Raw genomic sequence first — 25,531 nt, forward strand, 5'->3', positions numbered from 1 at the left:
GACCAAGTGACCGAAGCAGGACTCACCATGCTCAATCGGACCGCGGAGAACGTTGCCCGGGCGACCCCGGAACCGTTGGCCCGCAAGGTCCGGGGCATCAGCGACAAGGGCCTGGCCTGGCTGTTCATCTCGCCGACGATCCTGTTGCTGCTCGCCATCAACATCTTCCCGCTGTTCTGGGCGATCTATCTGTCGTTCACCAACTACCGCGCCAACCGCCCGAACGAGGTGGTGAAGAACCTCGGCTTTGCCAACTACCAGCGCATCCTCGGCGACAAGGATATCTGGATCGCCATGCAGACGACGGCGCATTTCGTGTTCTGGACCATCCTGTTGCAGACGCTGATCGGCTTCACGCTGGCTTGGCTGATCGACAGGAAGTTCCGCGGCCACGCCTTCTGGACGACGCTGATCCTGGTGCCTATGATGCTGTCGCCGGCGGTGGTCGGTAATTTCTGGCGCTTCCTCTACGAGCCGCAGATCGGCCTGTTCGCCTACGCGATTTCCTTCGTCACGAGAATCCCGCCGACCGATATCCAGATGCTCTCCAACGTGTCGCTAGCGCCGTGGTCGATCATCATCGTCGATACCTGGATGTGGACACCCTACGTGATGCTGATCTGCCTCGCCGGCTTACGCTCCATCCCCGAATACATCTACGAGGCGGCCGAGGTCGACCGTGCCTCCAACTGGCGGCAGTTCTGGTCGATCACGCTGCCGATGGCGCTGCCCTTCATCATGCTGGCGGTGCTGTTTCGCGGCATCGAGAACTTCAAGATGTTCGACATGGTCAATCTGTTGACCGGCGGCGGGCCGGGCTCGACCACCGAGGTCGCCTCGATCACGCTGAAGCGGCAGGCTTTCGAAAGCTGGCGCACCGGCTATTCCTCGGCCTTCGCCATCATTCTTTTCGTGGCGGTGTTCGGCCTCGCCAACATCTACGTCAAGGCGCTCAACAAGGTGAAGCAGAGATGAGCCTGACCACAGCCCATTCGGTCGTCGCACCGAGCAGCAACTCGAAACGGATCGCCGGCACGATCATCGTGCTTTACGCACTGATCTCGATCGTGCCGCTGCTGTGGATCTTCGCCACCAGCTTCAAGACGCCGCCGGATTCGATCGCCTATCCGCCCAAGATCCTGTTCCAGCCCAGCCTCGAAGGCTACTGCAATCTGTTCACGACGCGGACCCGTCAGACGCCGGAATACATCAACTCGCTGGGGCCGGCGACAGGCTTCTGCGACGAGACCACGCGCAAGCGCAACATGGTGATCGCCGGTCCGTCCAACTTCCTGCCGCGCTTCGTCAATTCGCTGATCATCGCCTTCGGTTCGACTTTCTGCGCCGTCTTCCTCGGCACGCTGTCGGCCTACGGCTTCTCGCGCTTCAAGGTGCCGCTCGCCGACGACCTTTTGTTCTTCATCCTGTCGACGCGCTTCATGCCGCCGATCGCCGTCGCCATTCCGATCTATCTGATGTACCGCGAGCTTGGCTTGTCGGACACCGCGCTCGGCATGATCCTGCTCTACACGGCCGTCAACGTGTCGCTGGCCGTCTGGCTGCTGAAAGGCTTCATCGACGAGATCCCGCGCGAATATGAAGAAGCGGCGATGATCGACGGCTATACGCGGCTGCAAGCCTTCTGGCGCACTGTGCTGCCGCAGGCGACCACCGGCATTGCCGCGACCGCCATCTTCTGCCTGATCTTCGCCTGGAACGAATATGCCTTCGCCGCACTCCTGACCTCCGGTACGGCACAGACCGCGCCGCCCTTCATCCCGACCATCATCGGCGAAGGCGGCCAGGACTGGCCGGCGGTCGCGGCCGGCACGACGATCTTCCTGGTGCCGATCCTGGTTTTCACCATCCTGCTCCGCAAGCAATTGCTGCGCGGCATCACCTTCGGCGCGGTGCGCAAATGATTGATGTGGGAATAAGTCGACCCCCACTCCGTCGAGCTTCGCTCGACACCTCTCCCCCGATCGACGGGGTAGAGGAAGGGCGCGAACTTAATTCAGCCAGGCTCCCTTCCTCTCCCTCCGGAGGGGGGAGAGGTGGCGCTGCGAAGCAGCGACGGAGCGGGGGAACCACCTGGCAGCCATCTCTCCCTTTGGACATGGAAAAGGAAGGCTACGTATGACGCGCGCCGCCATCTCCAGGAAATCATCATGGCCTCGCTGGGCACGGCGCGGATCGATGGAAAACATCGCCACGGCGCTGATCGCCATCGGCTTCCTGATGCTGTTCCAGCCCTTCGCGCTGTCGCTCTACACCTACTCCTTCATCACCATGCTCGCCGGCACCGTGATGTTCATCATCGTCTCCAAGTTCCCGGAATAATCATGGCCGAAATCCGCGTCCAGCACCTGAGAAAGGCCTTCGGCGATTTCGTCGCCGTGCAGGATTCCAACTTCGTCGTCGAGGATGGCGAGTTCTTCGTCATGCTCGGCCCGTCGGGCTGCGGCAAGACGACGACCTTGCGCATGATCGCCGGGCTCGAGCTGCCGACTGGTGGCCAGATCCTGCTCGGCGGTGACGACGTCACCATGCTGCGGGCCCGCGAGCGCGACATCGCTTTCGTCTTCCAGCTGTTCGCGCTCTATCCGCACATGAATGTGCGCAAGAACATCGGCTTCCCGCTCTTGGCGCAAGGCATGCCTTCGGCCGAAATCCGCACGCGGGTCGAGGAAACGGCGAAGCTGCTGCGCATCGATCATCTGCTCAACAAATCCGTCTCTGGACTTGCCGGCGGCGACCGCCAGCGTGTCGCGCTCGGCCGCGCCATCGTGCGGCGGCCAAAATGCTTCCTGATGGACGAGCCGCTCGGCACGCTCGACACCGAATTCCGCGATTTGATGGTCCATGAGCTGCGCGAGCTGCACAACCGCATCCGTGCCACGACGGTCTATGTCACGCATGACCAGATGGAAGCGATGTCGATGGCCGACAAGATCGCCGTGATGAACCATGGCGTCATCGAACAGTTTGGAAGCCCACGCGAAATCTACGACCGCCCGGCGACCATGTTCGTCGCCGACTTCATCGGCTCGCCGCCGATGAACTTTTTGGGATTTGGCGGCGGGCTCGCCAAGGGCGCCAGGGAGATCATCGTGCAAGGTGCGAAGGTCGCGGTGCCGGAGGTGCGCGAGGACATCGCACCTAGCGACATGGCGCTCGGCATCCGCCCGGAACACATACGCTTCGACGATAGCTCGAAACTCCGCGGCGCCATCTACGGCACCGAATATCTCGGCACGACGCAGATCGTCGCGGTCGAAACGGCGGACGGCATCATCAAGGCACGGGTCCCGGCCGAAATCCGACTGTCCACCGGCGACCATGTCGGTTTGACGCTGAGCAGCGCGCGGCTGTCGCTGTTCGAGAAGGGATCGGGCCGCGCGGTGAGAACCGCGATCCACGATGTCGCCTCGGAGCGGAGGGCCCAGCATGGCTGAGGTGCACATCAAGAACGTGACCAAGAGTTTCGGCGACCATGTCGCCGTCGACGGCCTCGACCTGCACATAGCAGATGGCGAATTCGTCGTGCTGCTCGGGCCGACCGGGGCCGGCAAGACAACGACGCTGCGGCTCATCGCCGGGTTGGAACGGCCGGATACCGGCACGATCGAGATCGGCGGACACAATGCCACGACGCTGTCGCCGGCCGAGCGTGACACCGCCTTCGTCTTCCAGCAGTACTCCCTCTATCCGCATCTGTCGGTATTCGACAACCTCGCCTTCCCGCTGCGCTCGCCGGCGCGGAAAATGCCGGAGGACCAGATCCGCCGCCGGGTCGAGGAGGTGGCCAGGATGGTGCGCATCCATCACAAGCTCACCAATCGCTCGACCAAGCTTTCGGGCGGCGAAATGCAGCGCGTTGCCATCGGCCGCGCGCTGGTGCGCAAGCCTTCGATCTATCTGATGGACGAGCCGCTGTCGTCGCTCGATGCCAAGCTGCGCGGCGATCTCAGGCTCGAGCTGAAGCGCATCCAGACCGAGCTCGGCGCCACCATGCTCTACGTCACCCACGACCAGATCGAGGCGATGACCATGGCAGACCGCATCGGCATCCTCACCGAGGGCGTGCTGGTGCAGATCGGCTCGCCGCGCACCATCTATTCAGAGCCGGCAAACCTGCATGTCGCGGCAAGGCTCGGCCAGCCGGCGATCAATCTTCTGCCAACCGGGCTGTTACCCGATGGCGGCGCACCGGCCGGCACCAAGACGATCGGCGCGCGCACCGAGCATCTGACGATCGCGAAGGCCGCGAATGGTCACGCCGACGGCGTTGTCGACTGGGTCGAGCATCTCGGCGACCAGAACCATTTGCATGTGACGGTGGGGACCAAGAAGCTGGTGACGTTGACCGATCCGGATACGGATCTGGCGCAGGGCGACAAAGTGGTGATCCGCTACCGGGCGCCGCTGTATTTCGGCGCCGATGGACAGCGATTGATGTGAGCGGTTTTCGGTGATTCAGCACCGGTTTTGACTTTGCCAGTACGGGACGAATTCGATGAAGCACTTTTTCAATCGCAGGGAAACGATCGTCACCGAGGCGCTCGACGGTCTGTTACGGACCATCGGGTTAGGCGATCTCGCGCGCCTCGACGGCTATCCCGAGATCAAGGTCATCCTGCGCACCGACTGGGACAGGACGAAAGTCAGCGTCGTCTCCGGTGGCGGCGCGGGGCACGAACCGTCCCATGCCGGCTTCGTCGGCAAGGGCATGCTGACGGCGGCTGTCTCGGGCGAGATCTTTGCCTCGCCGAGCGTCGAGGCGGTGCTGGCGGCCATTCGCGCGGTGACCGGTTCGGCCGGCTGCCTGCTGATCGTCAAGAACTACACCGGCGACCGTCTCAATTTCGGCCTCGCGGCAGAGAAGGCGCGCGCCGAGGGTTTTCGCGTCGAGATGGTGATCGTCGCCGACGACATCGCGCTGCCCGACATTGCGCAGCCGCGCGGCGTTGCCGGCACCTTGTTCGTGCACAAGATCGCAGGCCATTTGTCGGAGACCGGCCACGATCTTGCGTCAGTTGCGGCAGCGGCGCGGGCGGCTGCGAAGGATATCGTTTCGCTCGGCATGTCGCTGTCATCCTGCTCGATCCCCGGCCAGCCGCACGAAGACAGGTTTGGCGAGAACGCTGGCGAGCTCGGCCTCGGCATCCATGGCGAGCCGGGCGTCGAGCGGATTGCGGTGCAGAGCGCCGACAGGCTGGTGGCGATCATGGCGGAGCGCCTCGCGGCACGGCTTGATCCCAAGGCCACCTACGCCTTGCTGATCAACAATCTCGGCTCCGTGCCGCCGCTCGAAATGTCTGTTATAGCCAATGCGGTGCTTGCCTCGCCGCTGGCCAAAACCATCAAGCTGGCGGTCGGCCCGGGCCCGCTGATGACGGCGCTCAACATGAACGGCTTCTCGCTGTCGCTGATCCGGCTCGACCCCGCGCGCGAGACGGCCTTGCAGGCGCCGGTCGGTCCGCACGCCTGGATGCCGGCAAAGCCGGTTGTTTCACCTGCCGTCGTGCCGATGGCGAAAGCGGCCGGACAGAGCGCGGCACGCAAGCCCAGCCAGGATGCACGGACCCGCTCTCTTCTCGTCACTATCTGCGAACGGCTGATCGCGCTGGAAACCACGTTGAACGGGCTCGACGCCAAGACAGGCGACGGCGACACCGGCTCGACGGTGGCGACCGGCGCGCGCAGTGTTCTTGAGCGGCTTGATGCGCTGCCGCTTGCCGAGCCCGCGGCCACCCTTGGCGCGATAGGCGACATTCTGAGCGCGTCGATGGGCGGCTCCAGCGGCGTGCTGCTGTCGATCTTCTTCACAGCGGCGGCGCAGGCTTTGAATAGCGGCGCGAGCCTGGCCAAGGCGCTGCTTGCCGGCCTCGAACGAATGACTTTCTATGGCGGCGCAAGGATGGGTGACCGCACCATGGTCGATGCCTTGGAGCCAGCGCTCAAAGCGCTCGATGCCAAGGGCGTGGACGAAGCGGCTGTGGCGGCCCGACGCGGTGCCGAAGCCACCTCCGCCATGGACAAAGCTAAGGCCGGACGGTCCGCCTATGTCGGCAGCAAATTGCAGGGTGTGGTCGACCCCGGCGCTCACGCGGTGGCCGAAGTCTTCGCGGCCGCCGCCGCACTGCATGAAGCGGCCTGATTCATGCTCCAGTTGTCGAATGATCGTTCTTTCGATACTGCCGGCAAGATGGAAACCGGAAATGCGGGTGACATGGCGGCGATGAACCTTGCCAGGCTGATCGCGGCCGCTGCGGATACCATTGCCGCTCACGCCGAGGAGTTGACGGCGCTCGACCAGGCGATCGGCGACGGCGACCACGGGCTGAACATGAAGCGCGGCTTCGAGGCCGTGCGCGCGGAAGCCGAAGCATTTTCGGCCAAACCGCTGCCCGATGCCTTGAAGGCAATCGGCACCAAGCTGGTGATGACGGTCGGCGGCGCCTCTGGCCCGCTGTTCGGCACCCTGTTCCTGGCGCTCGGCAAGGAGATTTCAGCGGTGCCTGATCGCACCAATCTGACGGCGGCGTTCGGCAAGGCGATCGAAGCGGTGGCCGCGCGGGGCAAATCGCAGATTGGACAAAAAACCATGCTCGACGTGCTGCAGCCGGTGCATGACGCGCTGACTGGGGGAAAGACGGCGCCGGAAATCGCCGATTTCGCCGACGCGGCGGCCGAAGCGACCGTGCCGATGAAAGCCCTGCGTGGTCGCGCCTCGTTCCTTGGCGACCGGTCGATCGGCCACATGGATGCCGGTGCACGTTCGACCGCGCTTCTGGTGCGCACGATCGTCGAAACGCTGGAAGGTCAGCCATGAGCAATGTCGGCATCGTCATCGTTTCGCACTCGCCGCTGGTTGCCGAGGGCACAGCCGACATGGTGCGGCAGATGGTGGGCGACGAAGTGCCGCTTGCATGGTGCGGCGGAAACGGCCATGGCGGGCTTGGCACCAATGTCGAGGCGATCATGGGCGCCATCGACAAGGCCTGGTCGGAGGCCGGTGTCGCCATTCTGGTCGATCTCGGCGGCGCCGAGACCAACTCGGAAATGGCGGTGGAGATGATCGGAGAGCCACGGTCGCACAAGATCATTGTCTGCAACGCGCCGATCGTCGAAGGCGCGGTGATGGCGGCGACCGAGGCCTCCGGCGGCGCGTCACTGCGGGAAGTGGTGGCGACAGCGCATGAATTGTCGCCGTCGTGAGTGAACGGGAATTTTAAAAGACATGTCCGCATCCGCCGAAGCGACTGTTGTGATCACCCACGAGGTGGGTCTGCACGCGCGTCCTTCGGTGAAGTTCACCAAGTTGGCCAAGAGCTTTGCCGCCGAGGTTGAGATAGCGCTTGCCGCCAACGGCCCGTGGTTCGACGCCAAGAGCATCGTCAAGGTGATGGCGGCCAAGGCGCCGAAGGGTACGGTGCTGCACATCAGGGCCAGCGGTGACGGCGCCAATGATGCCGTCGACGCGCTGGTCGAACTGGTGCGGCGCGATTTCGACGAAGGCGCGGACCATGCCCGAACCGCTTAGGCTTAAAGGCATTTCGGCCTCGGCCGGTTATGCCGAAGGGCCGCTCTTCGACCTCGACCAGACTGTCGGCTCGTATGTCAGCAAAGAAACAGCCGACGATGAGAAGGCCGCGCTCGAAGCCGCAATCGGCATTGCCACGGGCCGTCTCACTGCAATGATCGGGATGGCCGAGGGCGATGCCGCCGACATTCTCGAGTTTCAGATCGCCATGCTGCAAGACGATGCGCTGAGCAGCCCAGCCTTTGCCGCGATCCGCACCGGCCTGCCGGCCGACACGGCGTGGCGGCAGGCGCTTAACGCTGAAATCGCCGGCTATGATGCTTCGGAGCAGGATTACTTCCGGGCGCGCGCCGCCGACATACGCGATATCAGGGACCAGGTGCTGCGGGCGCTGTCGGAGGTTGGCAACGTCGAGCCGCCCGCCGGCGCCATCCTCTATGGCGAGGATATCGCGCCGACGCGTTTTCTCGAAACCGACTGGAGTAGCGGCGGCGGCATCGCGCTGAGGGCGGGCAGCACGGCCAGCCATGTCGCCATGCTGGCGCGCTCGCGCGGCGTGCCCATGGTGGTCGGGCTCGGTGCTTCCCCGGCTCACCTTGCCGGCCTCGCCCTGCTCGACGCCGAACATGGCGGCATCGTGCTTTCGCCCTCGAAGGCCGAAATCGCTGCCTTCCGGCAATCCTCCTCATCATTCCGGGCGCGCCGCGATCGGGCCGGGACCTTCCTGGCGCGACCGGCGGTGACCAAGGCCGGCACGGCGGTGCGGATGCAGGTCAACATCGCCGACCCGTCCGAGGTCGACGGCATCGATATCGCCACCTGCGACGGGGTCGGGCTGATGCGCACCGAATTCCTGTTCGGCAAGACGCTGCCGGATGAGGAGACGCAGTATCGCGCCTATCGCAAGGTGCTGGAATGGGCCGGCGACAAGCCGGTGACGATCCGCACGGTCGATGCCGGCGGCGACAAGCCGGTGCCCGGCTTCACGGTCGCGGAAGGCAACCCGTTCCTCGGCCTGCGCGGGATCAGGCTGTCGCTGGCAAGACCCGAGGTGTTTCGTGTACAGATCCGGGCGCTGCTGCGCGCCGCGGTCCATGGCAGCCTGAAAGTGATGTTCCCGATGATCGCCGTTGTGGAGGAATACAGACAGGCAGCGGCGATGTTCGCCGAGGAGCAGGCGGTGCTGGCCACGCGCGGCATCGTTCACAAGATGCCGCCGCTCGGTATCATGGTCGAGGTGCCTTCGGTGGCGATCGTGCCGGACACCTTTGCCGCGGCTGCCTTCTTCTCGATCGGTTCCAACGACCTCACCCAATATGTCATGGCGGCCGCCCGCGACAACGCAACCGTGGCCCATCTCAATTCGGTCCGAAATCCGGCCGTGCTGCGGCTAATCACTGCCTTGGCTGCCTTCGGCGAGCGTGAAAAAATACCGGTCAGCCTGTGCGGCGATGCCGGCGGCGATCCCGCCTCGATACCGTCACTGCTCGAGGCCGGCCTGCGCGATCTTTCCGTCGCTCCGGCGCAACTCGCCATGGCCAAGGCAGCCATCGCGGACGTTTCTGTCTAGGCGTGGCTGATATGGTCGACAGGACACCCGAACCCGGTTCCGAAGAGGCGATCCGCGCCTACAAGACGATCCTGTCGCAGGTCATCGACCAGCGGCCGTCCGGCATGCGCCAGCGCCTCGCCGATGCGCTCGGCAAACATCGAAGCTTCGTCACGCAGATCTCCAGTCCAGCCTATTCGATCCCGATTCCGTCAAAACATTTGCCGGCTATATTTTCAGTGTGCCACTTCAGTCCGGCCGAACGCGATCAGTTCCTCGCCGCCTACCACCAGGCGCATCCCGGAAAAATGTCGGTCGCGGCAGGCATGCGCAAGACGAGGCATGTCTCGCTTGTCGTGCCGGATTTCGGCGACGACAAACAGAACGCCGCGCTCGACAGGGCGGTCAATGACTTCATCCAGAAGATCACCAGCATCACCGGCAAGGGTGGCTGACCCCTTGGAGTTTGTACGCAATTCCGGACGGAAAACCGTTACACTTTTCCTGGAATTGCTTCGATGTCAGGCCTATTTCGGGAGGAGACGGCCGTGAAGAAATTTATGAACTCGGTGGACACGGTGCTGACCGAGAGCCTCGACGGTTTCGTGGCCGCCCATGCCGAGATTCTCGTGCTTGGCGACGAGCACAAATTCATCCGCCGCAAGACCTTGCGGCCGGGCAAGGTGGCGCTGATCTCGGGCGGCGGCTCTGGTCACGAGCCGCTGCATGGCGGCTTTGTCGGCCACGGCATGCTGGACGCCGCCTGCCCCGGCCAAGTGTTCACCTCGCCGACGCCGGACCAGATGCTGGCGGCGGCGGAAGCCGTCGACACCGGGGCCGGTTGCCTGTTCATCGTCAAGAACTATGAGGGCGACGTGATGAACTTCGACATGGCGGCCGAGATGTCGGAAGGTGTCCAGCAGATCGTGACCAATGACGATGTCGCGGTCGAGAATTCTTCCTATACGACCGGCCGGCGCGGCGTCGCCGGAACGCTGGTGGTGGAAAAGATCGTCGGCGCGGCCGCCGAGCATGGGCTGGCGCTGGCGCCCTTGAAGGCGCTTGGTGACCGCGTCAACACGGCGACCCGCTCGATGGGCGTGGCGCTGACCAGTTGCACCGTGCCGGCGGCGGGCAAGCCGACTTTCGACATCGGCGACGGCGAGATGGAATTCGGCGTCGGCATACATGGCGAGCCCGGGCGCCGGCGCGACACGTTGAAAAGCGCCGATGTGATCGCGCAGGAGATTTGCGTCGCGATCCTGGGCGATCTCGGCGACAGGGCGACAGGCCCGGCGCTGCTGTTCGTCAATGGCTTCGGCGGTACACCGCTGATGGAACTTTATCTGATGTACAACAGCGCGCGGGCGATTTTCGAGAAGCAGGGCGTCACGGTGACCCGTTCACTGGTCGGCTCCTACGTCACCTCGCTCGACATGGCCGGCTGCTCGATCACACTCACCATGCTCGACGACGAGACGACCGCATTCTGGGATGCGCCGGTACACACCGTCGCGCTGCGCTGGGGTATGTAAAAGCTGGCTTACATCAGGCTTTTCTGCAACCATTCCTGACTTGCTCGCACGCTAGCTGGGTTGATGCTGCCACCACTTACTTCAGCCGAAGAAAGACTCTTGCTGCGCTTCGCTGACCCCGAGGCTGCGGCAGGCGGCGAAGATTTGTCGGCAAAGACGCTGACGGCGCTGCTCGACAATGCCGAGTTCCACGGCGTGCTGCCGATCATGTTGCGCAAGCTCAGCGGGGACGCGCGGCTGCCAGCGGATGCGGACCTGCACGGCAAGCTGGAGGACCTGCGCCAGAAGGCGACGATCGCCACCGGCCAGTCGATGCTGTTGAAGTATCATGGCGACCGCATCATGAAGGGACTGGTGGCGGACAATATTCCGGCACGGATCGTCAAGGGACCCGTCTTCGCGCGAAAGCTCTACCGCAACGTCGCCGACAGGCCGTTCACCGACATCGATATCCTGGTCGAACCCGCCAACCTGGCGCGGGCAAACCAGGTGATCGCGGCATGCGGCTTCGAGCTTGGCAGCAACGAGGCCGAATCCTACGAATTGCAGGAATTCAAATGGCTCGAAAAGGAGAATTCCAGCCTGCTGGTCGAACTGCATGGCGACCTCGTGCATGACACCGGCATGCGGCGGCGCCTGTCGCTGGGTTTCCCTGAATTGCGCGTCATCGACGGCGAAGCGACGGACACGCCGGCGGCCCTTTTGACGATCGCCATCGTGCACGCCGCCGGCGGCCACAAATTCCACCGGCTGCAGCTTTGCGTCGACGTGCTGCAAGGCGTACGGGCACTGCAGTCTCCGGAAGCGGAAGTACGCCTCTTCGACGCCGCCCGCATGACCGGCATCGAGCTCGAACTGGCTGTTGTGCTCAATGTGACCGGCCAGCTGTTCGAGGAGAGCCGCGCGCTTGAGCTCGCCGGCCGCATCAAGCCCGATCTCTCCATACGGCTGGCCAGGCGGTTGATCACCACGAATACGCTGCTTGGCGTCAATTCCAGGGACAGACTGGGCTCGCGCCTGCGCCGCGACGCCTTCCGGTGGATCCAGAGATTGGCCAAGGCCAGGCCGCAAGTAGCCTGACTGACGTCAATCCAGGGTGGCGCTGATCAGTGCCGCCGCGTCAGCCGGGCGCGCGCCCACTTCGAGGCGAAAGGTCGGCACCGCATTGACCAGCCCGGCGATGGTCGCCAGCCGGCGCTTCTGCATCGGCAGCAGCCCGGTCATGCCGGTGCGGACATTGTCCACTGCCAGCGCCACCATCGCGTCGGTCCTGGCCATGGCGACGAGCCGGGTCTGGCCGTCGCCGGAACGCGCCAGGTGCAGAAGGGCCGCCACCGGCCGGGCGGATGCGTTTTCCACCCGCACGATCCCCGCCAGCCTTTCAAGGGAGACTGGCTGTTCGCCGTTGCGATCCCAGGTCTGGCCAAGGCATGGCGCCACCTGCGGGATCATTTCGGCAGTCTTATGGTGGATCTTGACGGCGCGCGGCAAACCCCAGGCGACGACCTTGCCCGAAGCGACCTTCACGATCATGGCATCGTCGGAGCAGAGGCCAAAGCCCTGTGTTGCCAGCGCCAGCGACGTCGTGGTCTTGCCGGTGCCGCTCGGAGCATGGATCAGCACCACCGCATCGCGGTCAGGCAGGGTCAGCCCGGCCGTGTGCAGCATATGCTGGCCGCCGGCGTCGAGCGCAGCGTCCAGGACCAGCATCGACGGCGTCCAGGCGGCTTTCGTTCCGGTGCGAATCCGGAGTTCGGCCCAGCCCTCCCCGCCATTGATCGCAACGGTTTGGCGCCCGGGAAAGATCAGACGGACAATGCCGCCATCCTCGATCATCCGGCAGGGACCATCCTCCGGCACCTCGCCATCGAAGACGAGGGATCCATTGGGTGTCTCGTCCAGCGTGTCAGTCTCGGCGATCTCAAGGCGAAACTCCGGCTCGACGGGTTCCGCTATGCGCAGGATGCCCAGCATCCGGTCGAAATCCTGCCACAGCTCGGGGCGCTCGGCCGATACGCCGAGGATCAGGTCGTTGAGGCCATAGCAGGCTGAAGGTCTGGTCAAGCGGGACGCGCCTTTACGGCATCGGCATGATGACGATAGATTTCGACCATGCCGGGAAGCTTGTCGCTGACCACCGGCTTGCCGTCGAGGCAGACCCAGCAATGCGCCGACAGACGCTGCGCTTGCATCGATTGCGGATCAACGCCGAAGCGCAGGTCCGGATCGAAGCCGGCCAGTCGCAGGAAACGATGACCGAGCAGACCTTCCCTCAGGCACCTGCGGTCACGCATCAGCCAGGGACGGCGGACGGCGCGGTTGACGCTGGCGACGATGTAGGCGGAAGGCAGACCGCGATAGGGCGTCGACGAGGCGAGCGGGGCCCATTCGAGCACCTCCTCGAAGCTCCGGTTGGTGACAAGGACCGGCATCAGCCGCGCGCTTGCCCAGAGATGGCAGCGAAACAGAGCGCGCAGGAGCGGGCCGTCAGCCATCAAGCACCTGGCGCGGCGAGGATACCTTCCGAAATCAGATCCGTGGCCAATGCCGCCATGTCCTGATCGAGCGTCCCCTTGTCGACCTCGAACTCCTCGCAAAGCAGGTCGACGATCTGGTCGAGGTTGCGCGCGCCGTCCACCTTGTCGAGGAAGGCTTCGGTCGTGCCGTTGCATGTATAAAGCTGGCCGCTGCGCGCCAAAAGCACGACTGCGCCATCGCCCACATGCTGCACGGAGGCATCCTCGGCCAGCCGCAGAACGGTTCCAGAGACTATTTCCACCGCGCCCCTCCAAGCCATGTTCATCCCGGAAATCAGATAGCGCGGAGGTGGAGCGCTGTCTATCAGCCGATCATGAGAGCCCAGCGTACGGGACCAACGACTTTGCTGACAGATTCTCCGCGCCAGCCGCGTTAGAACCTGCTCGGTTGCGTCTTCCCGGCCGCATTCGTCCCAGAAATAGTCATCGATGAAACGTGACAAGCAGTGGGCCTGCCGGCAGCGGACGTTGCATTTCTTCCCTTAAGTAAGGTAAAACCTGTCCGGGTATTGGGGAGATAGCGTATGCGTTACAATTGGGAGCGAGCTCCGACGAGCTTCGAACGTCACAGAAAAGCGCTGGCTACAGCCATTTTGATCGCTGGCGGCATTGGCCTCATGCTTGTGGCCCTGCCGATCTAGAAACAACCTTCAGACAGGGCGGCTGCCGGCGCCTGGGCGTGACCTCTCAGCGTGGCTGCCCGGTCACCGCGAGGAAGCGGCGATCGCGCCCCTCGAAACCCTGGCTGAAACGCTGCACCAGCACAACGATCACGGCCGGCTTGCCGGCCGGGGTGAGTTCGTAGGATTGCGACAGGCTGTAGGAGGTCGGGCAGTTTCTTGAGCCCGGCACGGTCTTGTCCTCGTGCAGTATCTTGAACGGCCTGCCATCCTGGCCTTGCAGCGTCAGCCGGAAGCCGAGTGCCTTGCCCGCCTTCTCACCTTGAAGTGGCTTTTCACCTTGAAGTAACTGGTCGCCCTGCCGCGTCACATCGAAACTCGCCGAACAATCGCTCGCGCTGGCCGCCAGGATCTCGTCGAGCTGGATGGTCGAAATGCCTGTTTCGCCATGGAGCGTCGCCAGCCATTTCTGCGACACCTGTTCGAGGCGGGAGATGTCGTTGTAGGCAACCATTTCGCCCGGGAAGGTAAACTTGTCGGAAGCCGCCTGCTCGGCTGGGGATGTGATTGCATATTGGGCGAGAATGGGCGCCGCCTGAGCGGCGGCCTGCGCCCTCGCCTGCTCCAGCGTCAGTGTCGCCTCCTCCGTCTCGTCGACGACGAGGATCGGCTTACCGCCAACGAACTGATCCGTACGGGTATCGATGATGTCGATCTGCGACCAGCCGGAGTCCGAGACGCCAGCGTCGAGCGTTCCGTATTGCTCGAAGGCAAAATAAGCGCCATCCGGCGAAAAGCCGATGATGTGCCGTGCCGCGGCATCGCCGGCTTCAGCGGTTCTGGTGGACATAGCAAGTACGGCGCCCATGACCGATGATAGCGAAAAGCGCCCGATGATCCGCACAGCAGCAGACATCACCACCCCAGTCCTGTCTCGCAGTTCATAGCTGCTTGCCCCCGAGCGCCAGGTCGATGCCGTCGCCACAATGGCGTGGATTTGCGGCCAAGGGTAGAGCGCGCTATCTGGAAGGAAGAAAAACATTTCCTGGGGAGGGAACGGATGGCTTCACGCTATCACGAGGTCTATGAAGGCTGGAAACGCGACCCGGAACGCTTCTGGGCGGACGCGGCCGGCGCCATCGACTGGTATTCGCCCTGGGACAAGGTGTTCGACGCCACGGCCGGCGTCTATGGCCGCTGGTTCACCGGCGCCACCTGCAACACCTGCTACAACGCCATCGACCGCCATGTCGCCGGCGGGCGCGCCGACCAGATCGCACTGATCCATGACAGCGCGATCACGGGAACGATCAGGAAGTTCACCTATGCCGAGTTGAAGCGCGAGGTGGTTGCACTCACCTCGGTGCTGAAGAACCGTGGTATCCGCAAGGGTGACCGCGTCATCATCTACATGCCGATGGTGGCCGAGGCGGCCATCGCCATGCTCGCCTGTGCCCGCATCGGCGCGGTGCATTCGGTGGTCTTCGGCGGCTTTGCCGCGCATGAGCTTGCCACCCGCATCGACGATGCCAAGCCGAAGCTGATCATTTCGGCATCCTGCGGCCTGGAGCCGGGCCGCGTCGTTGCCTACAAGCCGTTGCTCGACAAGGCGATCGAGATCTCCCGCCACAAGCCGGATGCGTGCCTGATCCTGCAGCGCGACCAGTTGCGCTGCGAGCTGAAGGAGCATTTCGACATCGACTACGCCGATGCCGTCGCCCGCGAACGGGCAGCGGGCGCCAATGTCGATTGCGTGCCGGTGCTGGCCACCGATCCGCTCTACATCATCTACACATCGGGCACGACCGGTCAGCCCAAGGGCATCGTGCGCGACAATGGCGGCCATATGGTCGCGCTGAAATGGACGATGGAAAACGAGTTCGGCGTCAAGCCGGGCGAGGTGTTCTGGGCGGCATCCGATGTCGGCTGGGTGGTCGGCCATTCCTACATCGTCTACGGACCGCTGCTGCATGGCTGCACCAGCATCCTGTTCGAGGGCAAGCCTGTCGGCACGCCCGATGCCGGCACCTACTGGCGGGTGATAGCGGAGCATGGCGTGGTCGCGCTGTTCACCGCGCCGACCGCATTCCGCGCCATCAAGGGGCAGGACCCGAAGGGCGAGTTCATTGCCAAACACGACCTCTCGAAGTTCCGCACGCTGTTTCTTGCCGGCGAGCGCGCCGACCCGGAAACCATCAAATGGGCGGAGCAGAAGCTGAATGTGCCTGTGGTCGACCATTGGTGGCAGACAGAGACAGGCTCGCCGATGACGATCAATCCCGCCGGCCTTGGCCTGCTGCCGGTGAAATACGGCTCGCCCGGCGTGCCGATGCCCGGCTACGACATCCGCGTGCTCGACGATGCTGGCCATGAGGTGCAGCGCGGCACGCTGGGCAATGTGGTGATCAAACTGCCGTTGCCGGCCGGCTGCCTGCCGACCCTGTGGAACGCCGATCAACGGTTCCGCCAAGCCTATCTCGACGAGTTCCCCGGCTTCTACAAGACGGCGGATGCCGGCATGGTCGACGAGGACGGCTATCTCTACGTCATGGCCCGCACCGATGACATCATCAACGTCGCCGGCCACCGGCTGTCGACCGGCGCCATGGAAGAGGTGCTTTCGGCCCATCCCGATGTCGCCGAATGCGCGGTCATCGGCATTACCGACGCTATGAAAGGCCAGGTTCCGCTGGGCTTCGTGGTGTTGAATGCGGGTGTGACCCGCGATATCGGCTCCATCGAGAACGAGGTGGTCGGCCTGGTGCGCGAACGCATCGGCCCGGTCGCCGCCTTCAAGATGGTGGTGACGATCAAGCGCCTGCCCAAGACGCGTTCGGGCAAGATCCTGCGCGGTACCATGCAGAAGATCGCCGACAAGGAAGAATGGACCATGCCGGCGACGATCGACGATCCGGTCATCCTCGACGAGATCACTGCCGCCTTGAAGGAACGCGGCATCGGACTTTGAGCCACTGAAGGGTGGGCCGCGGACGACCTTTTCGATCGGCAAGCAATACTTTTATTGTGCGACGCAGCAATGCACCCTAAAGTCGTTGACGGGGGGCCATCGACAAAGGTCGCATGGCTCAGCAGAAGATTACATTTGGCGGCGTCGACATCCTGCGCTTTCTCGCCGCCGTCATGGTCATGGTCTACCACTATGGCTTCTGGGTGTGGGCGTATCCGGACGGTGTTTCGGCGCGCGCCACGGGCGGCGTTCCCCCGCAGCCGGCAATAGGCGCCTGGGTCGAATCCGGCTGGGTCGGCGTCCAGATCTTCTTCGTCATCAGCGGTTTCGTCATCGCCTTCAGCGCCGAAAGGTCGACACCCCTGCAGTTTTTCGAAGCAAGGGTGAAACGGCTGGCGCCGGCGGTCTGGATCTGCGCACCGGTCACCGCGGTGGTGCTGCTGCTTGTCGGGCTCAGTTGGCCGACCGATGCCGTCATCAGGCTCCTACGCACCGGCCTGTTCGTTCCGTACGCGCCTTGGGTGGACAGCGTCTACTGGACGCTGGGCATCGAGATCGCCTTCTATGCCATCGTCTGGATCCTGCTCAGCTTTGGCCGCTTCCATCTGATGGAGATTGTGGCCGTCGCCATCGGCTTGGTCAGCACGCTGTTCTGGTGCCTCTACTATCCGCTCGGCTGGGCCGATCTTGCCGAAACACGCACACTCGACCTGCTGCTGGTGCATCACGGCGTTTTCTTCGCCACCGGCGTCATGCTGTGGCTGATGCGCATCAAGGCGGTGACAGGCGCCCGACTTGCCTTCTGCGCCCTGTTCCTGGCCGGTGGTGTGCTGCAGATCGCCAGTTCGGTCGACGTTCATATCCTGAAGGTCGGGCGGGATATGCCGTTCGCCCCGCCGATCCTCATCTTCCTCATTGGCATCGCGCTGATGGCATGGTCCCTGCGGCTCGACCTCTCCTGGAGCGGCTGGCGCCGGATCGGGCTGATGACCTACCCGCTCTACCTGCTGCACGATGTCGTCGGCGCGGCCCTGCTCGGCATCCTGGTTCGCGCCGGTCTGCCACATCTGTTCTCGATGGCGGTCGTCGGCGCGACGATGATCGCGGCAAGCTGGCTGGTGGCGATCGAGGCCGAACCACGCATCCGGCTGCTGCTCGACCACACCGTTTTCCGTTATCGGCTCAAGGCAGCCTGACGACGATCCGGCAGACCGGGCCGGCTGCCGACCTAAAGCATATCGCGCCTGAGCGATTCAGGCCCGCTTCAGGCCTTTGTTTCCACAGATCGTTGTCCCAAAACCGAGCTCATTTCTGAGCGACATGCATTGCGGTCCCGACCCGGCGGGGCTGCATTTTCCACGATTGCGGAATTCTCCGTTTCGGGCATGATAACAGGCACTTATGCCTTCCGTATGAGAGCTTGCCTCGAGACGCCCCGCACGTGAACCTGTTCCAGCGAAAACCCCGCATCGCGGCGCGTGCGCGCCTCGATATCGACATGCAGGACGCCGTCGTCTATGCGATCGGCGACGTGCATGGCTGCTACAAGGAACTCCGTGCCCTGGAGCAGAAGATCCTGCTCGATTCGCTGCGCTTCCAGAGCCGCAAGATCATCGTCATGCTTGGCGACTACATCGACCGGGGTTTACAGTCGGCGCGGGTGCTCGATCACCTCCTGGCGCCGCCGCCGAAAGGATTTCAGCGCATTTGTCTTGCGGGCAACCACGAAGTGGCGATGCTGAACTATCTCGACGGAAATCTGTCCCGCGAACCCTGGCTGGCGACGGGCGGACTGCAAACCCTGTTTTCCTATGGCATCGATCCGGCGCGCCTCACCAGCCTCTACGGGAGCAGCGCGCAGATCGATCGGCGCATAAGGGAGATCATTCCAGACGATCACGTCAGCTTCCTGCGCGGGCTGCCGATCATGGTCCGTTCGCGGAAGTTCGTGTTCGTCCACGCCGGCATCAGGCCCGGCGTCGACCTTGCGGCGCAAACCGACCATGACCTGATCAACATCCGTTCGGACTTCTTCGAAGCAACGCACCTGCTCGACCGCTGGGTGGTGCATGGGCATACGCCGGTGGATGTCCCGAAGCTCGAAGGGCGCCGGCTCGGCATCGACACAGCCGCCTTCCAGAGCGGACGCCTGACCGCCGTCAGGATCGCCGACAAGCAAGGCAGGCTGATCTTCTCCTGACGTGCAGCGATATTCAGGTGTGCTGGCCAGAAGATCGATACACTTCAGAGTGGACCCACTCGCGCAACGGTCGACGTCAGACCGGCGCCTTGCCGCGCACTTCCGACTTTTCCAGATAGTAGCTCGAATATTTATCGAAGAATTTTTCCGAGCCGCCGAACGATCCGTATTTGGCCAATTTCTTCAAATCGACCTTGTTAAGCACCGCGCCGACGATCTTGTTGGCGACATAGGGTTCGGATTCCAGCATCGACCTGACCATCGCGCGCGGGGTGCGCCCCCACTCGGTGACCAGTACAAAACCGTCGACCAACGGCGCGAAGGCCTTGGCGTCGACCACCGGTCCGAGCGGCGGCAGATCGACGACAATGTATTCGAACGTCTCCTTGGCGTTCTCGATGAAGCGACGCATGCCGGCCGAGGAGAGAAGTTCGCTGGTATGCGAGAAGTGACCGCGCAGCACCGCCGGGATGATCGCCAGCTTCGTCTGCCTGTCGATCTTGCCGACGGACTGCCAGGTCTGGCCACTGACCACCGCTTCCATCAAGCCCTGCTCGGTTTCCATGCCAAGGCCTCGGCTGAGGCCGGGATTGCGCAAGTCGCCGTCGATCAGCAGCGTCTTGGAGCCATTGGCGGCGAGCAAGCCGGCGAGATTTGCCGCGACCGTCGACTTGCCTTCGCCGGGAAGCACCGAGATGACGCCGATGACGCGGCTGCCTTGCCCTTCCATCACGACGTCGAAGGCGATCTTGGCGCTGCGCAGCGTTTCGGAGAACATCGAGGCTGGAGAATCGATGCTGACCCGCATGCGCGCACGCTTTTCGGCCGCCGACAGCGATTGGGTGGTCTTGGCGTCCACCCGGGTCTCGCCCGGCTTTTCTTCCTTGCCGAGCTTGCCGCCGATCGTCGGCAGATAGCCGAGGAATTTCAGGTTGACGCGGTCGCGCACGTCCTCGCCGGTCCTGAAGAAGCGTTCGTTGAACTCGTTCAGGCCACCAAAGCCGGCGCCCATCAGCAGGCCAAGCACCAGCGAAAGTCCGAGCACGACGATGGTGCGCGGGCTCGAGGCCGCCATCGGCATCGAAGCGTCGGAGATGATGCGGATCTTGCCGACAGGGAAGGATTGCTGTTGCGCGGCTTCCTCATAGCGGCCGAGGAATGTCTGGTAGAGCGTGGTGAGCGCCGTCGCCTGCTGATCGAGTTCACGCAGCTTGACTTGCGTCTGGTTGTCGACGGAACTCTTGCCCTGTGCGGCCGCGACGTTGGCTCGGAGCGCGGTCTCGCGTGCCTGCGCCACCTCATATTCGTTGCGATAGCTTTCGGTCAGCTGCTTCAGCTCGCCGAAAATCTGCGTCGATATGTCGGCCTTCTCCTTGGAGAGAGCCACCGCCTGCGGGTGCTCGGGGCCGAAATTCGCCTCGACGTCCTGCAGCCGCTTGGCCACCGTGAGGTAGCGGGTCTTGAGCGCCGATATGACCGAGCTGCTTGGCTGGTCGCTCGATATGGCGGCATCCTTGAAGGCGTTTTCGGAGCCGCTGTCGACAATCGCCTTGTACTGCCGATAGCGGGCGCTGGCGCGCGCGGTGTCGGCCTGCGCCACGATGAGCTGGGCGTTGAGGTCGGAAAGCTGCTTGTCGCTCATCAGCTGGCCATCGCTGTTGGCGGCGAGCCCGTGCTCGGCCCTGAATTTCTCGACCGCGAGCGAGGCTACCTGCGAGCTCTGGCGCAGTTCGGTCAACCGGCCCTGCAGCCAGACCGCAGCCCGTTCGGTGGCATCGAAGCTGGCATCGAGCTGATCGGCGAGATAGGCATCGGCATAGGCCTTGGTGATGGCGTTTGCCAAGGCCGGATCCGTGGCCTGGTAGCCGAGCGCGATGACGTAGCTTCGGCCGATGCGCGCCGCCTGGATCTCGTTCTGCAGCTTGAGGATCGCGTAGTCGCGGCGCGACGTGGCGATCAGCGCATCGCGGGCGGCCGGGTCGAGCTTGCTGAAGTCAGTGCCACCCGGCATGGAAGAGCTGGGGCGGACATACTGGATCAGGCCGCGGACGAGGCCTATGCCTTGGGCGAGCGCCGACTGGGGCGGATTCATGAACGTGTCGTTCTGGTCGAGCTTTAGCTTGTCGACGACCACGGCGGCAAGCCGCGTCGAGGTCAGGATCTCGATCTGGCTCAGGATGGCGGAATCGGTCTGCATGGTTGTCGACGTCGCCGAAATGTCGTCGACGATCTTGTTCAAGCCCTCGTCGATCAGCACGCTGGCGATCGACTGATATTTGGGCGGCGTTGTCTGCAAATAGAGCAGGCCTAGGAAGAGACCGATGACGGCACACACGGCAACCACCTTGGCCTGCCGTGCGGCCATGCCAAGCAGCCGCTCGATATCGATGAAGTCTTCGCCGTCTCCTGCGTCCGAATTCGGCAATGGCATCCTCTTGTCGAGAGGAAAGTTGGCATAATTCATCTTCGGTCCAATTCTAGAGCCGGTCCTATTCCGATTGATCGCAATGGGCTCTATCTCACTGTTTCAACATGATCTTTTCCGGAAACCGGGAGCCACTTTCCGGGATCATGCCTTGGCTTGCAGGCGCCTCGAAGATCGGGAGCATCGCCAGAAGCGAAGCAAGCGTCGTGCCAGACGGCGAGAACCTGCCGGCCCCTCTTCGCCGGCCGTCCGACAATGCTCCCGAAAAATGGGCATTATGCGGCTTCTTCCTGGCGTTCATGCGACCGGACGAACTCCTGAAGCATCTCGAAAACCGGACCCTTCATGTCGTCGCGCGCCAGCGCGAAGGCGATGTTGGCCTGGATGAACCCTTCCTTGGAACCGCAGTCGAACATGCGGCCGAGGAAAGGCTGGGCGAAGAACGGCTGATCCTTCGACAGACGAACCATGGCATCCGTCAACTGGATCTCGTTGCCGGCGCCGCGCTGCTGATTGCCCAGGAGCGCGAAAATCTCGGGCTGCAGGATGTAGCGGCCGTTGATGTAGAAGTTCGACGGCGCATTGGCCGGCGCCGGCTTCTCGACCATGGCCGTCACCTCGAAACCGCCGCCGATCTCGGCGCCACGGCCAACGATGCCGTATTTGTTGGTCTCGCTCGGTTCGCAACGCTCGACGGCGATCACGTTGCCGCCCGTGCGCTCATAAAGCTCGACGGTTTCGGCGAGGCATCCGCGCCCGCCGAAGGAGACCATGTCCGGCAGCAGCAGGGCGAAGGGCTCGTTGCCGATAACCTCGCGCGCGCACCAGACGGCATGGCCGAGGCCTTGCGGGGATTGCTGGCGGATGAAGCTGGTGGCACCGGCCACAGGCAGCATGCTTTCGAGCGCCTCGAGCTGGGTCTTCTTGCCGGTCTGCTCCAGGGTGCCGATCAATTCCGGATGCAGGTCGAAATAGTCCTCGATCACCGCCTTGTTGCGACCGGTCACGAAGACGATGTGCTCGATGCCCGCTTCGAAGGCCTCGTCCACCGCATATTGCACGACAGGCCTGTCGACGACGGGAAGCATTTCCTTCGGCATCGACTTGGTCGCCGGCAGGAACCGTGTTCCAAGCCCCGCCACCGGTATCACGGCCTTCCTGATTTTCTTCATCGCAAATTCCTTCTGAGGAGATCGACTTCAATCCGTTCACAGGCCACGAAAAATCCCTCCATGTGCCTGCATCTTCACCTCCCCGCCCCAACGGCAAATTGTGCCGCCATTCTTCGCAACCGCACGGCGATCGGCATGCCCATATGCCTGACCGCCGCCGGGTCGCTGAGCGCCGTCCGGATCGCCTTGAGCGGGGACCGCGCCTTGATGTGCTGTACCAGTGACAGAAACGATGCCGCCTTGCGCAGGCTGCGGCCGCGCCGGGCAAACGCGGCCTGCGCGGCCTCATCCATCCGATGGGTTTGAGCGAACACGGCATCCGCCCTGCGCATCGCTTCGACGTGGTGAAGCTCGAGCACGCGTGAGATGGAGCCGCTGCGGATATGATAGGCATAGCCGATATCGGGCTCGACGACGCATTTTCCGCCCTTGGCCAGGGCGCCGGCAAACAGGATGTAGTCTTCGCCGATCCTCAGCTTCTCGTCATAGCGAAGCCGGTGTTCGTTCAGGAACTCGCGCTGGAAGATCGGCTTGAGATAGCCGAGGTTGAACTTGGATTCGAAGACGACGTTGCCGGCGATGTAGGTGGCCAGCGAAATCTCGCGCAAGCCTTCCAGATATTGCCGCGGAAACATCGCGTCCTCGACGACGCCGTCCTCGCGAACGACCTGCAGATTGTCGACGGCGATCTGGGCACCGGCCGTTTCGGCGCGCGCGATCATCTTGGCGAGCCGGTCGGGAAAGACCGCGTCGTCGGAATCGAGAACCGCGATCCATCTGCCGCGGGCGGCGTCGAGCCCGGCATTCCTGGCGCCGCCAGGGCCGCGGTTGCTGGCCAGGGCGACGACACGGACGATATCCCCGGGGTAGGCCCGCGCCACGTCGAGCGTCGCATCGCGCGACTTGTCGTCGACGACGATGATTTCGACGCTGACACCCTTCTGGGCGATGGCGCTGGCGATCGCCCGATCAAGGGTCGCCTCGGCATTGTAGGCGGCAATAACGAAGGAAACATCGGGGACAGAGCTGACGTCAGGCTGCACGCTTGCCTCCCTCCTGTGGCGAAGGCTGGCCATAGAGGCGGATTTCGCGGATGCCGACGAGGCCGCTGACGACACCGACATGCATAATGCCGCGCAGCACGCTGCGGTTCCTGCGTACCGGACTGACGACGACCGGAAGTGCCGAGGCGAAGCAATAGATGGCCTTTGCCGAGGCCAGGCCGACCTGCTTGACCAGGCCGACGCCGCTGGCGCTACTGCCCAGGAGATGGCCATGCGTCTGGCCGACGCGGAAGCGGCGGCGGCCGAGCCAATCGAATGCCGCCCTGGAGCGCGGCACCACCTCGTCGACCCACGCTTCGGGCGAGAAGGCGATGCGGCCGCCGGCCTTATGCATCTGGTCGAAGAATTCGGTGTCCTCGCCGCCGGTCTGGCCACGCGCCAGGCTGAAGCGGCGGCCGCGCAAGCTGTCCGAGCCCATCCGCAGCAGAACATTGCAGGTGTAGCCGGTGCGGATCTCGCCGCGCACCCAGACGGGCAAGGTCGAATGGAAATCGCCGCGCCGCATCCAGTCCGGCGCATCCGGGCGATAGCGCGCCCTGACCGGGCCGAGCACGGCGGCGGCACCGCTTTGCTGCGCCATCGCGACCAGTTGGGCGAGCCATGGAGCCGTGGCCGTCTCGTCGTCGTCGATGAAGGCGACGAAATCCGCCGTGCTCGCATCGAGGCAGGCGTTGCGGGCGATCGAGATGTTGCGCGCCGGGGCATGCTGATAGTGGATCGGCACCGTCAATTCCCGCGATAGCGCCGCCACCAGGTCACGGGCCGTCGGGGTGTCGTCATTGTCGGCGACGACGATGCGGATATCGAATCCCGCCGGCATCTCCATGGCGTCGAGCGAGCGCAGCGTGTCGGCCAGCTCCGGCCGGCGGAACGTGCAGACGCCGATGTCGATGCTGCGGTTCTTTGCCGACACCGCCATCAGGCCACTCCTCGTCGCGAGCCGAGGCCGAGAAGCTGCAGCCAGAAGCCGACCGACCAGCCAAGATGCATGACCATGGCCGAGACGCCGGCCAGCGCAACGTCGGCCTTGCGCTGGCGGATAGCCGTCACCAGCCCGTAGCCCAGGCACACCGACGCCCACAGCAGCAGCGGCACCGCCGCCAGCCAGTGCACGAAGGAGAAGGCCGCCAGCAGCACCACCGGGAAGACCGCCAGCGGCACCATCTGCCTCACCTTCGGGATGACGCGATGCTTCAGCACATTCTTGGCACGCCCGCGACCGTAGCCGAGATACTGGAAATAGAGGCCTGAGAGCGAGGCGCGCGGATAGTAGACCATCTGCGTCTTACCGCTCATCCAGATCTTGTAGCCGGCCTTGCGCAGGCGATAATCGAGCTCGGCGTCCTCGTTGTGGCTGAACGTTTCGTCGTAGCCGCCGACGGCGCCGAACGCCGATATCCGCATCAGTGCATGATGGCCGTGATCGATCCACTGTCCCTGCGAAAGATGCCTGTGCTTCGAACCGCCGGTGCCGAGCTTGGAGTTCTGCGCCGCGGCGGCCGCCTTCTGCACGGCACCGCTGCCGCTGGTCAGCATCGAAACGACGACCGAATCCGCTGATGTAGCCAGGGCTTCCTCGACCAGCCGGTCGCAATAATCGTCGGGATAACCGCCATGCGCATCGATGCGGATGAGATAGTCGGCACCATCGCCGAAGGTACCGACGGCGAGATTGATCGCCGCGCTCTGGATGCGCCGCTTGTTGTGGAGCAGGATAACCCGCGGGTCCCGGGCAATGACGTCCTCTACGATGGAAAGCGTGCCATCGGTGCTGCCGCCGTCGGCGACGATGATCCGGGCGCCAAGCCGGGCGGCTGCGGGCCGCAATTGATCGAGCAGCGCACCGATATGGGCGGCTTCGTTCAGGCACGGGATAACGATCAGGCTGGATGAGGGTTTTTCCGTCTGCGTCATC

General features: G+C 63.7%; 25 protein-coding genes. 16 read left to right on the top strand and 9 right to left on the bottom strand.

Features of this window, described 5'->3' with window-relative positions:
* Window positions 1-27: 27 nt before the first annotated feature.
* The 13 genes from MESCI2_RS0130235 to MESCI2_RS0130295 all read left to right on the top strand — a co-directional run bounded on the left by MESCI2_RS0130235 (window position 28) and on the right by MESCI2_RS0130295 (window position 11,710).
* Entirely contained in the window at window positions 28-975 is a 948-nt protein-coding gene (locus MESCI2_RS0130235; protein ID WP_032901495.1) for a carbohydrate ABC transporter permease, read from the top strand.
* On the top strand, window positions 972-1,922 hold the full coding sequence (locus tag MESCI2_RS0130240; RefSeq protein WP_013528079.1) for a carbohydrate ABC transporter permease: 951 nt from the start codon (window positions 972-974) through the stop codon (window positions 1,920-1,922). Before MESCI2_RS0130235 ends, MESCI2_RS0130240 begins: the two co-directional genes overlap by 4 nt.
* 214 nt (window positions 1,923-2,136) lie before the next feature.
* Window positions 2,137-2,340, top strand: a complete 204-nt coding sequence (locus MESCI2_RS0130245) for a hypothetical protein (protein WP_027039734.1) — start codon at window positions 2,137-2,139, stop codon at window positions 2,338-2,340.
* A gap of 2 nt (window positions 2,341-2,342) precedes the next feature.
* Complete coding sequence (locus tag MESCI2_RS0130250) at window positions 2,343-3,455, top strand: ABC transporter ATP-binding protein (RefSeq protein ID WP_027039735.1); 1,113 nt, start codon at window positions 2,343-2,345, stop codon at window positions 3,453-3,455.
* A complete protein-coding gene (locus MESCI2_RS0130255) occupies window positions 3,448-4,461 on the top strand; it encodes an ABC transporter ATP-binding protein (RefSeq protein WP_027039736.1) in 1,014 nt (337 codons plus the stop codon). The genes MESCI2_RS0130250 and MESCI2_RS0130255 overlap by 8 nt, the downstream gene beginning before the upstream one ends.
* Before the next feature lie 55 nt (window positions 4,462-4,516).
* A complete protein-coding gene (locus MESCI2_RS0130260) occupies window positions 4,517-6,160 on the top strand; it encodes a dihydroxyacetone kinase subunit DhaK (RefSeq protein WP_027039737.1) in 1,644 nt (547 codons plus the stop codon).
* 72 nt (window positions 6,161-6,232) lie between these two features.
* Window positions 6,233-6,835, top strand: coding sequence for a dihydroxyacetone kinase subunit DhaL (gene dhaL, locus MESCI2_RS0130265; protein ID WP_027039738.1), 603 nt, complete (start codon window positions 6,233-6,235; stop codon window positions 6,833-6,835).
* Window positions 6,832-7,221, top strand: coding sequence for a dihydroxyacetone kinase phosphoryl donor subunit DhaM (gene dhaM / locus MESCI2_RS0130270; RefSeq protein WP_013528085.1), 390 nt, complete (start codon window positions 6,832-6,834; stop codon window positions 7,219-7,221). The genes dhaL and dhaM overlap by 4 nt, the downstream gene beginning before the upstream one ends.
* Before the next feature lie 22 nt (window positions 7,222-7,243).
* A complete protein-coding gene (locus MESCI2_RS0130275) occupies window positions 7,244-7,546 on the top strand; it encodes an HPr family phosphocarrier protein (protein ID WP_027039739.1) in 303 nt (100 codons plus the stop codon).
* Window positions 7,530-9,116: a phosphoenolpyruvate--protein phosphotransferase gene (gene ptsP / locus MESCI2_RS0130280; RefSeq protein ID WP_027039740.1), complete on the top strand. Its 1,587-nt coding sequence runs from the start codon at window positions 7,530-7,532 to the stop codon at window positions 9,114-9,116. The genes MESCI2_RS0130275 and ptsP overlap by 17 nt, the downstream gene beginning before the upstream one ends.
* A gap of 11 nt (window positions 9,117-9,127) precedes the next feature.
* Window positions 9,128-9,550, top strand: a complete 423-nt coding sequence (locus MESCI2_RS0130285; protein ID WP_027039741.1) for a hypothetical protein — start codon at window positions 9,128-9,130, stop codon at window positions 9,548-9,550.
* A 93-nt stretch (window positions 9,551-9,643) separates the two neighbouring features.
* On the top strand, window positions 9,644-10,630 hold the full coding sequence (dhaK, locus tag MESCI2_RS0130290) for a dihydroxyacetone kinase subunit DhaK (RefSeq protein ID WP_027039742.1): 987 nt from the start codon (window positions 9,644-9,646) through the stop codon (window positions 10,628-10,630).
* Between the two features lie 63 nt (window positions 10,631-10,693).
* Entirely contained in the window at window positions 10,694-11,710 is a 1,017-nt protein-coding gene (locus MESCI2_RS0130295) for a nucleotidyltransferase family protein (protein WP_027039743.1), read from the top strand.
* A gap of 6 nt (window positions 11,711-11,716) precedes the next feature.
* Here MESCI2_RS0130295 and MESCI2_RS0130300 read toward each other — a convergent pair whose 3' ends face one another.
* The 4 genes from MESCI2_RS0130300 to MESCI2_RS0130315 form a co-directional block, all read right to left on the bottom strand.
* Complete coding sequence (locus MESCI2_RS0130300; RefSeq protein WP_027039744.1) at window positions 11,717-12,694, bottom strand: serine kinase; 978 nt, start codon at window positions 12,692-12,694, stop codon at window positions 11,717-11,719.
* Window positions 12,691-13,125 carry a lasso peptide biosynthesis B2 protein gene (locus tag MESCI2_RS0130305; protein WP_027039745.1) on the bottom strand — a complete coding sequence of 145 codons (435 nt, stop codon included), beginning with the start codon at window positions 13,123-13,125 and terminating at the stop codon, window positions 12,691-12,693. Before MESCI2_RS0130305 ends, MESCI2_RS0130300 begins: the two co-directional genes overlap by 4 nt.
* Entirely contained in the window at window positions 13,125-13,610 is a 486-nt protein-coding gene (locus tag MESCI2_RS1000000139105) for a PqqD family protein (RefSeq protein WP_245270497.1), read from the bottom strand. Before MESCI2_RS1000000139105 ends, MESCI2_RS0130305 begins: the two co-directional genes overlap by 1 nt.
* A 244-nt stretch (window positions 13,611-13,854) precedes the next feature.
* Window positions 13,855-14,637, bottom strand: a complete 783-nt coding sequence (locus tag MESCI2_RS0130315; RefSeq protein ID WP_245270498.1) for a DUF2259 domain-containing protein — start codon at window positions 14,635-14,637, stop codon at window positions 13,855-13,857.
* A gap of 210 nt (window positions 14,638-14,847) precedes the next feature.
* Between MESCI2_RS0130315 and MESCI2_RS0130320 the strand changes: the two genes are divergently transcribed.
* The 3 genes from MESCI2_RS0130320 (at window position 14,848) to MESCI2_RS0130330 (ending at window position 18,955) form a co-directional block, all read left to right on the top strand.
* Complete coding sequence (locus MESCI2_RS0130320) at window positions 14,848-16,755, top strand: propionyl-CoA synthetase (RefSeq protein ID WP_027039747.1); 1,908 nt, start codon at window positions 14,848-14,850, stop codon at window positions 16,753-16,755.
* Window positions 16,756-16,868: 113 nt separating this feature from the next.
* Window positions 16,869-17,951, top strand: coding sequence for an acyltransferase family protein (locus MESCI2_RS0130325; protein WP_027039748.1), 1,083 nt, complete (start codon window positions 16,869-16,871; stop codon window positions 17,949-17,951).
* A gap of 245 nt (window positions 17,952-18,196) precedes the next feature.
* The gene (locus tag MESCI2_RS0130330) at window positions 18,197-18,955 is read left to right on the top strand and encodes a metallophosphoesterase family protein (RefSeq protein ID WP_027039749.1); all 759 of its coding nucleotides are present in this window, start codon (window positions 18,197-18,199) and stop codon (window positions 18,953-18,955) included.
* A 76-nt stretch (window positions 18,956-19,031) separates the two neighbouring features.
* Here MESCI2_RS0130330 and MESCI2_RS0130335 read toward each other — a convergent pair whose 3' ends face one another.
* From MESCI2_RS0130335 to MESCI2_RS0130360, 5 genes are all read right to left on the bottom strand, one after another.
* Complete coding sequence (locus MESCI2_RS0130335; RefSeq protein WP_027039750.1) at window positions 19,032-21,419, bottom strand: polysaccharide biosynthesis tyrosine autokinase; 2,388 nt, start codon at window positions 21,417-21,419, stop codon at window positions 19,032-19,034.
* A 236-nt stretch (window positions 21,420-21,655) separates the two neighbouring features.
* The gene (locus tag MESCI2_RS0130345) at window positions 21,656-22,552 is read right to left on the bottom strand and encodes a UTP--glucose-1-phosphate uridylyltransferase (protein ID WP_013528099.1); all 897 of its coding nucleotides are present in this window, start codon (window positions 22,550-22,552) and stop codon (window positions 21,656-21,658) included.
* 74 nt (window positions 22,553-22,626) lie between these two features.
* Window positions 22,627-23,595, bottom strand: coding sequence for a glycosyltransferase family 2 protein (locus MESCI2_RS0130350; RefSeq protein WP_027039751.1), 969 nt, complete (start codon window positions 23,593-23,595; stop codon window positions 22,627-22,629).
* The gene (locus MESCI2_RS0130355) at window positions 23,585-24,535 is read right to left on the bottom strand and encodes a glycosyltransferase (RefSeq protein ID WP_027039752.1); all 951 of its coding nucleotides are present in this window, start codon (window positions 24,533-24,535) and stop codon (window positions 23,585-23,587) included. The genes MESCI2_RS0130350 and MESCI2_RS0130355 overlap by 11 nt, the downstream gene beginning before the upstream one ends.
* A complete protein-coding gene (locus MESCI2_RS0130360) occupies window positions 24,535-25,530 on the bottom strand; it encodes a glycosyltransferase family 2 protein (RefSeq protein ID WP_027039753.1) in 996 nt (331 codons plus the stop codon). The genes MESCI2_RS0130355 and MESCI2_RS0130360 overlap by 1 nt, the downstream gene beginning before the upstream one ends.
* Window position 25,531 lies beyond the last annotated feature (1 nt).

It is taken from the genome of Mesorhizobium ciceri WSM4083, from assembly GCF_000519305.1.
GTDB lineage: Bacteria > Pseudomonadota > Alphaproteobacteria > Rhizobiales > Rhizobiaceae > Mesorhizobium > Mesorhizobium ciceri_B.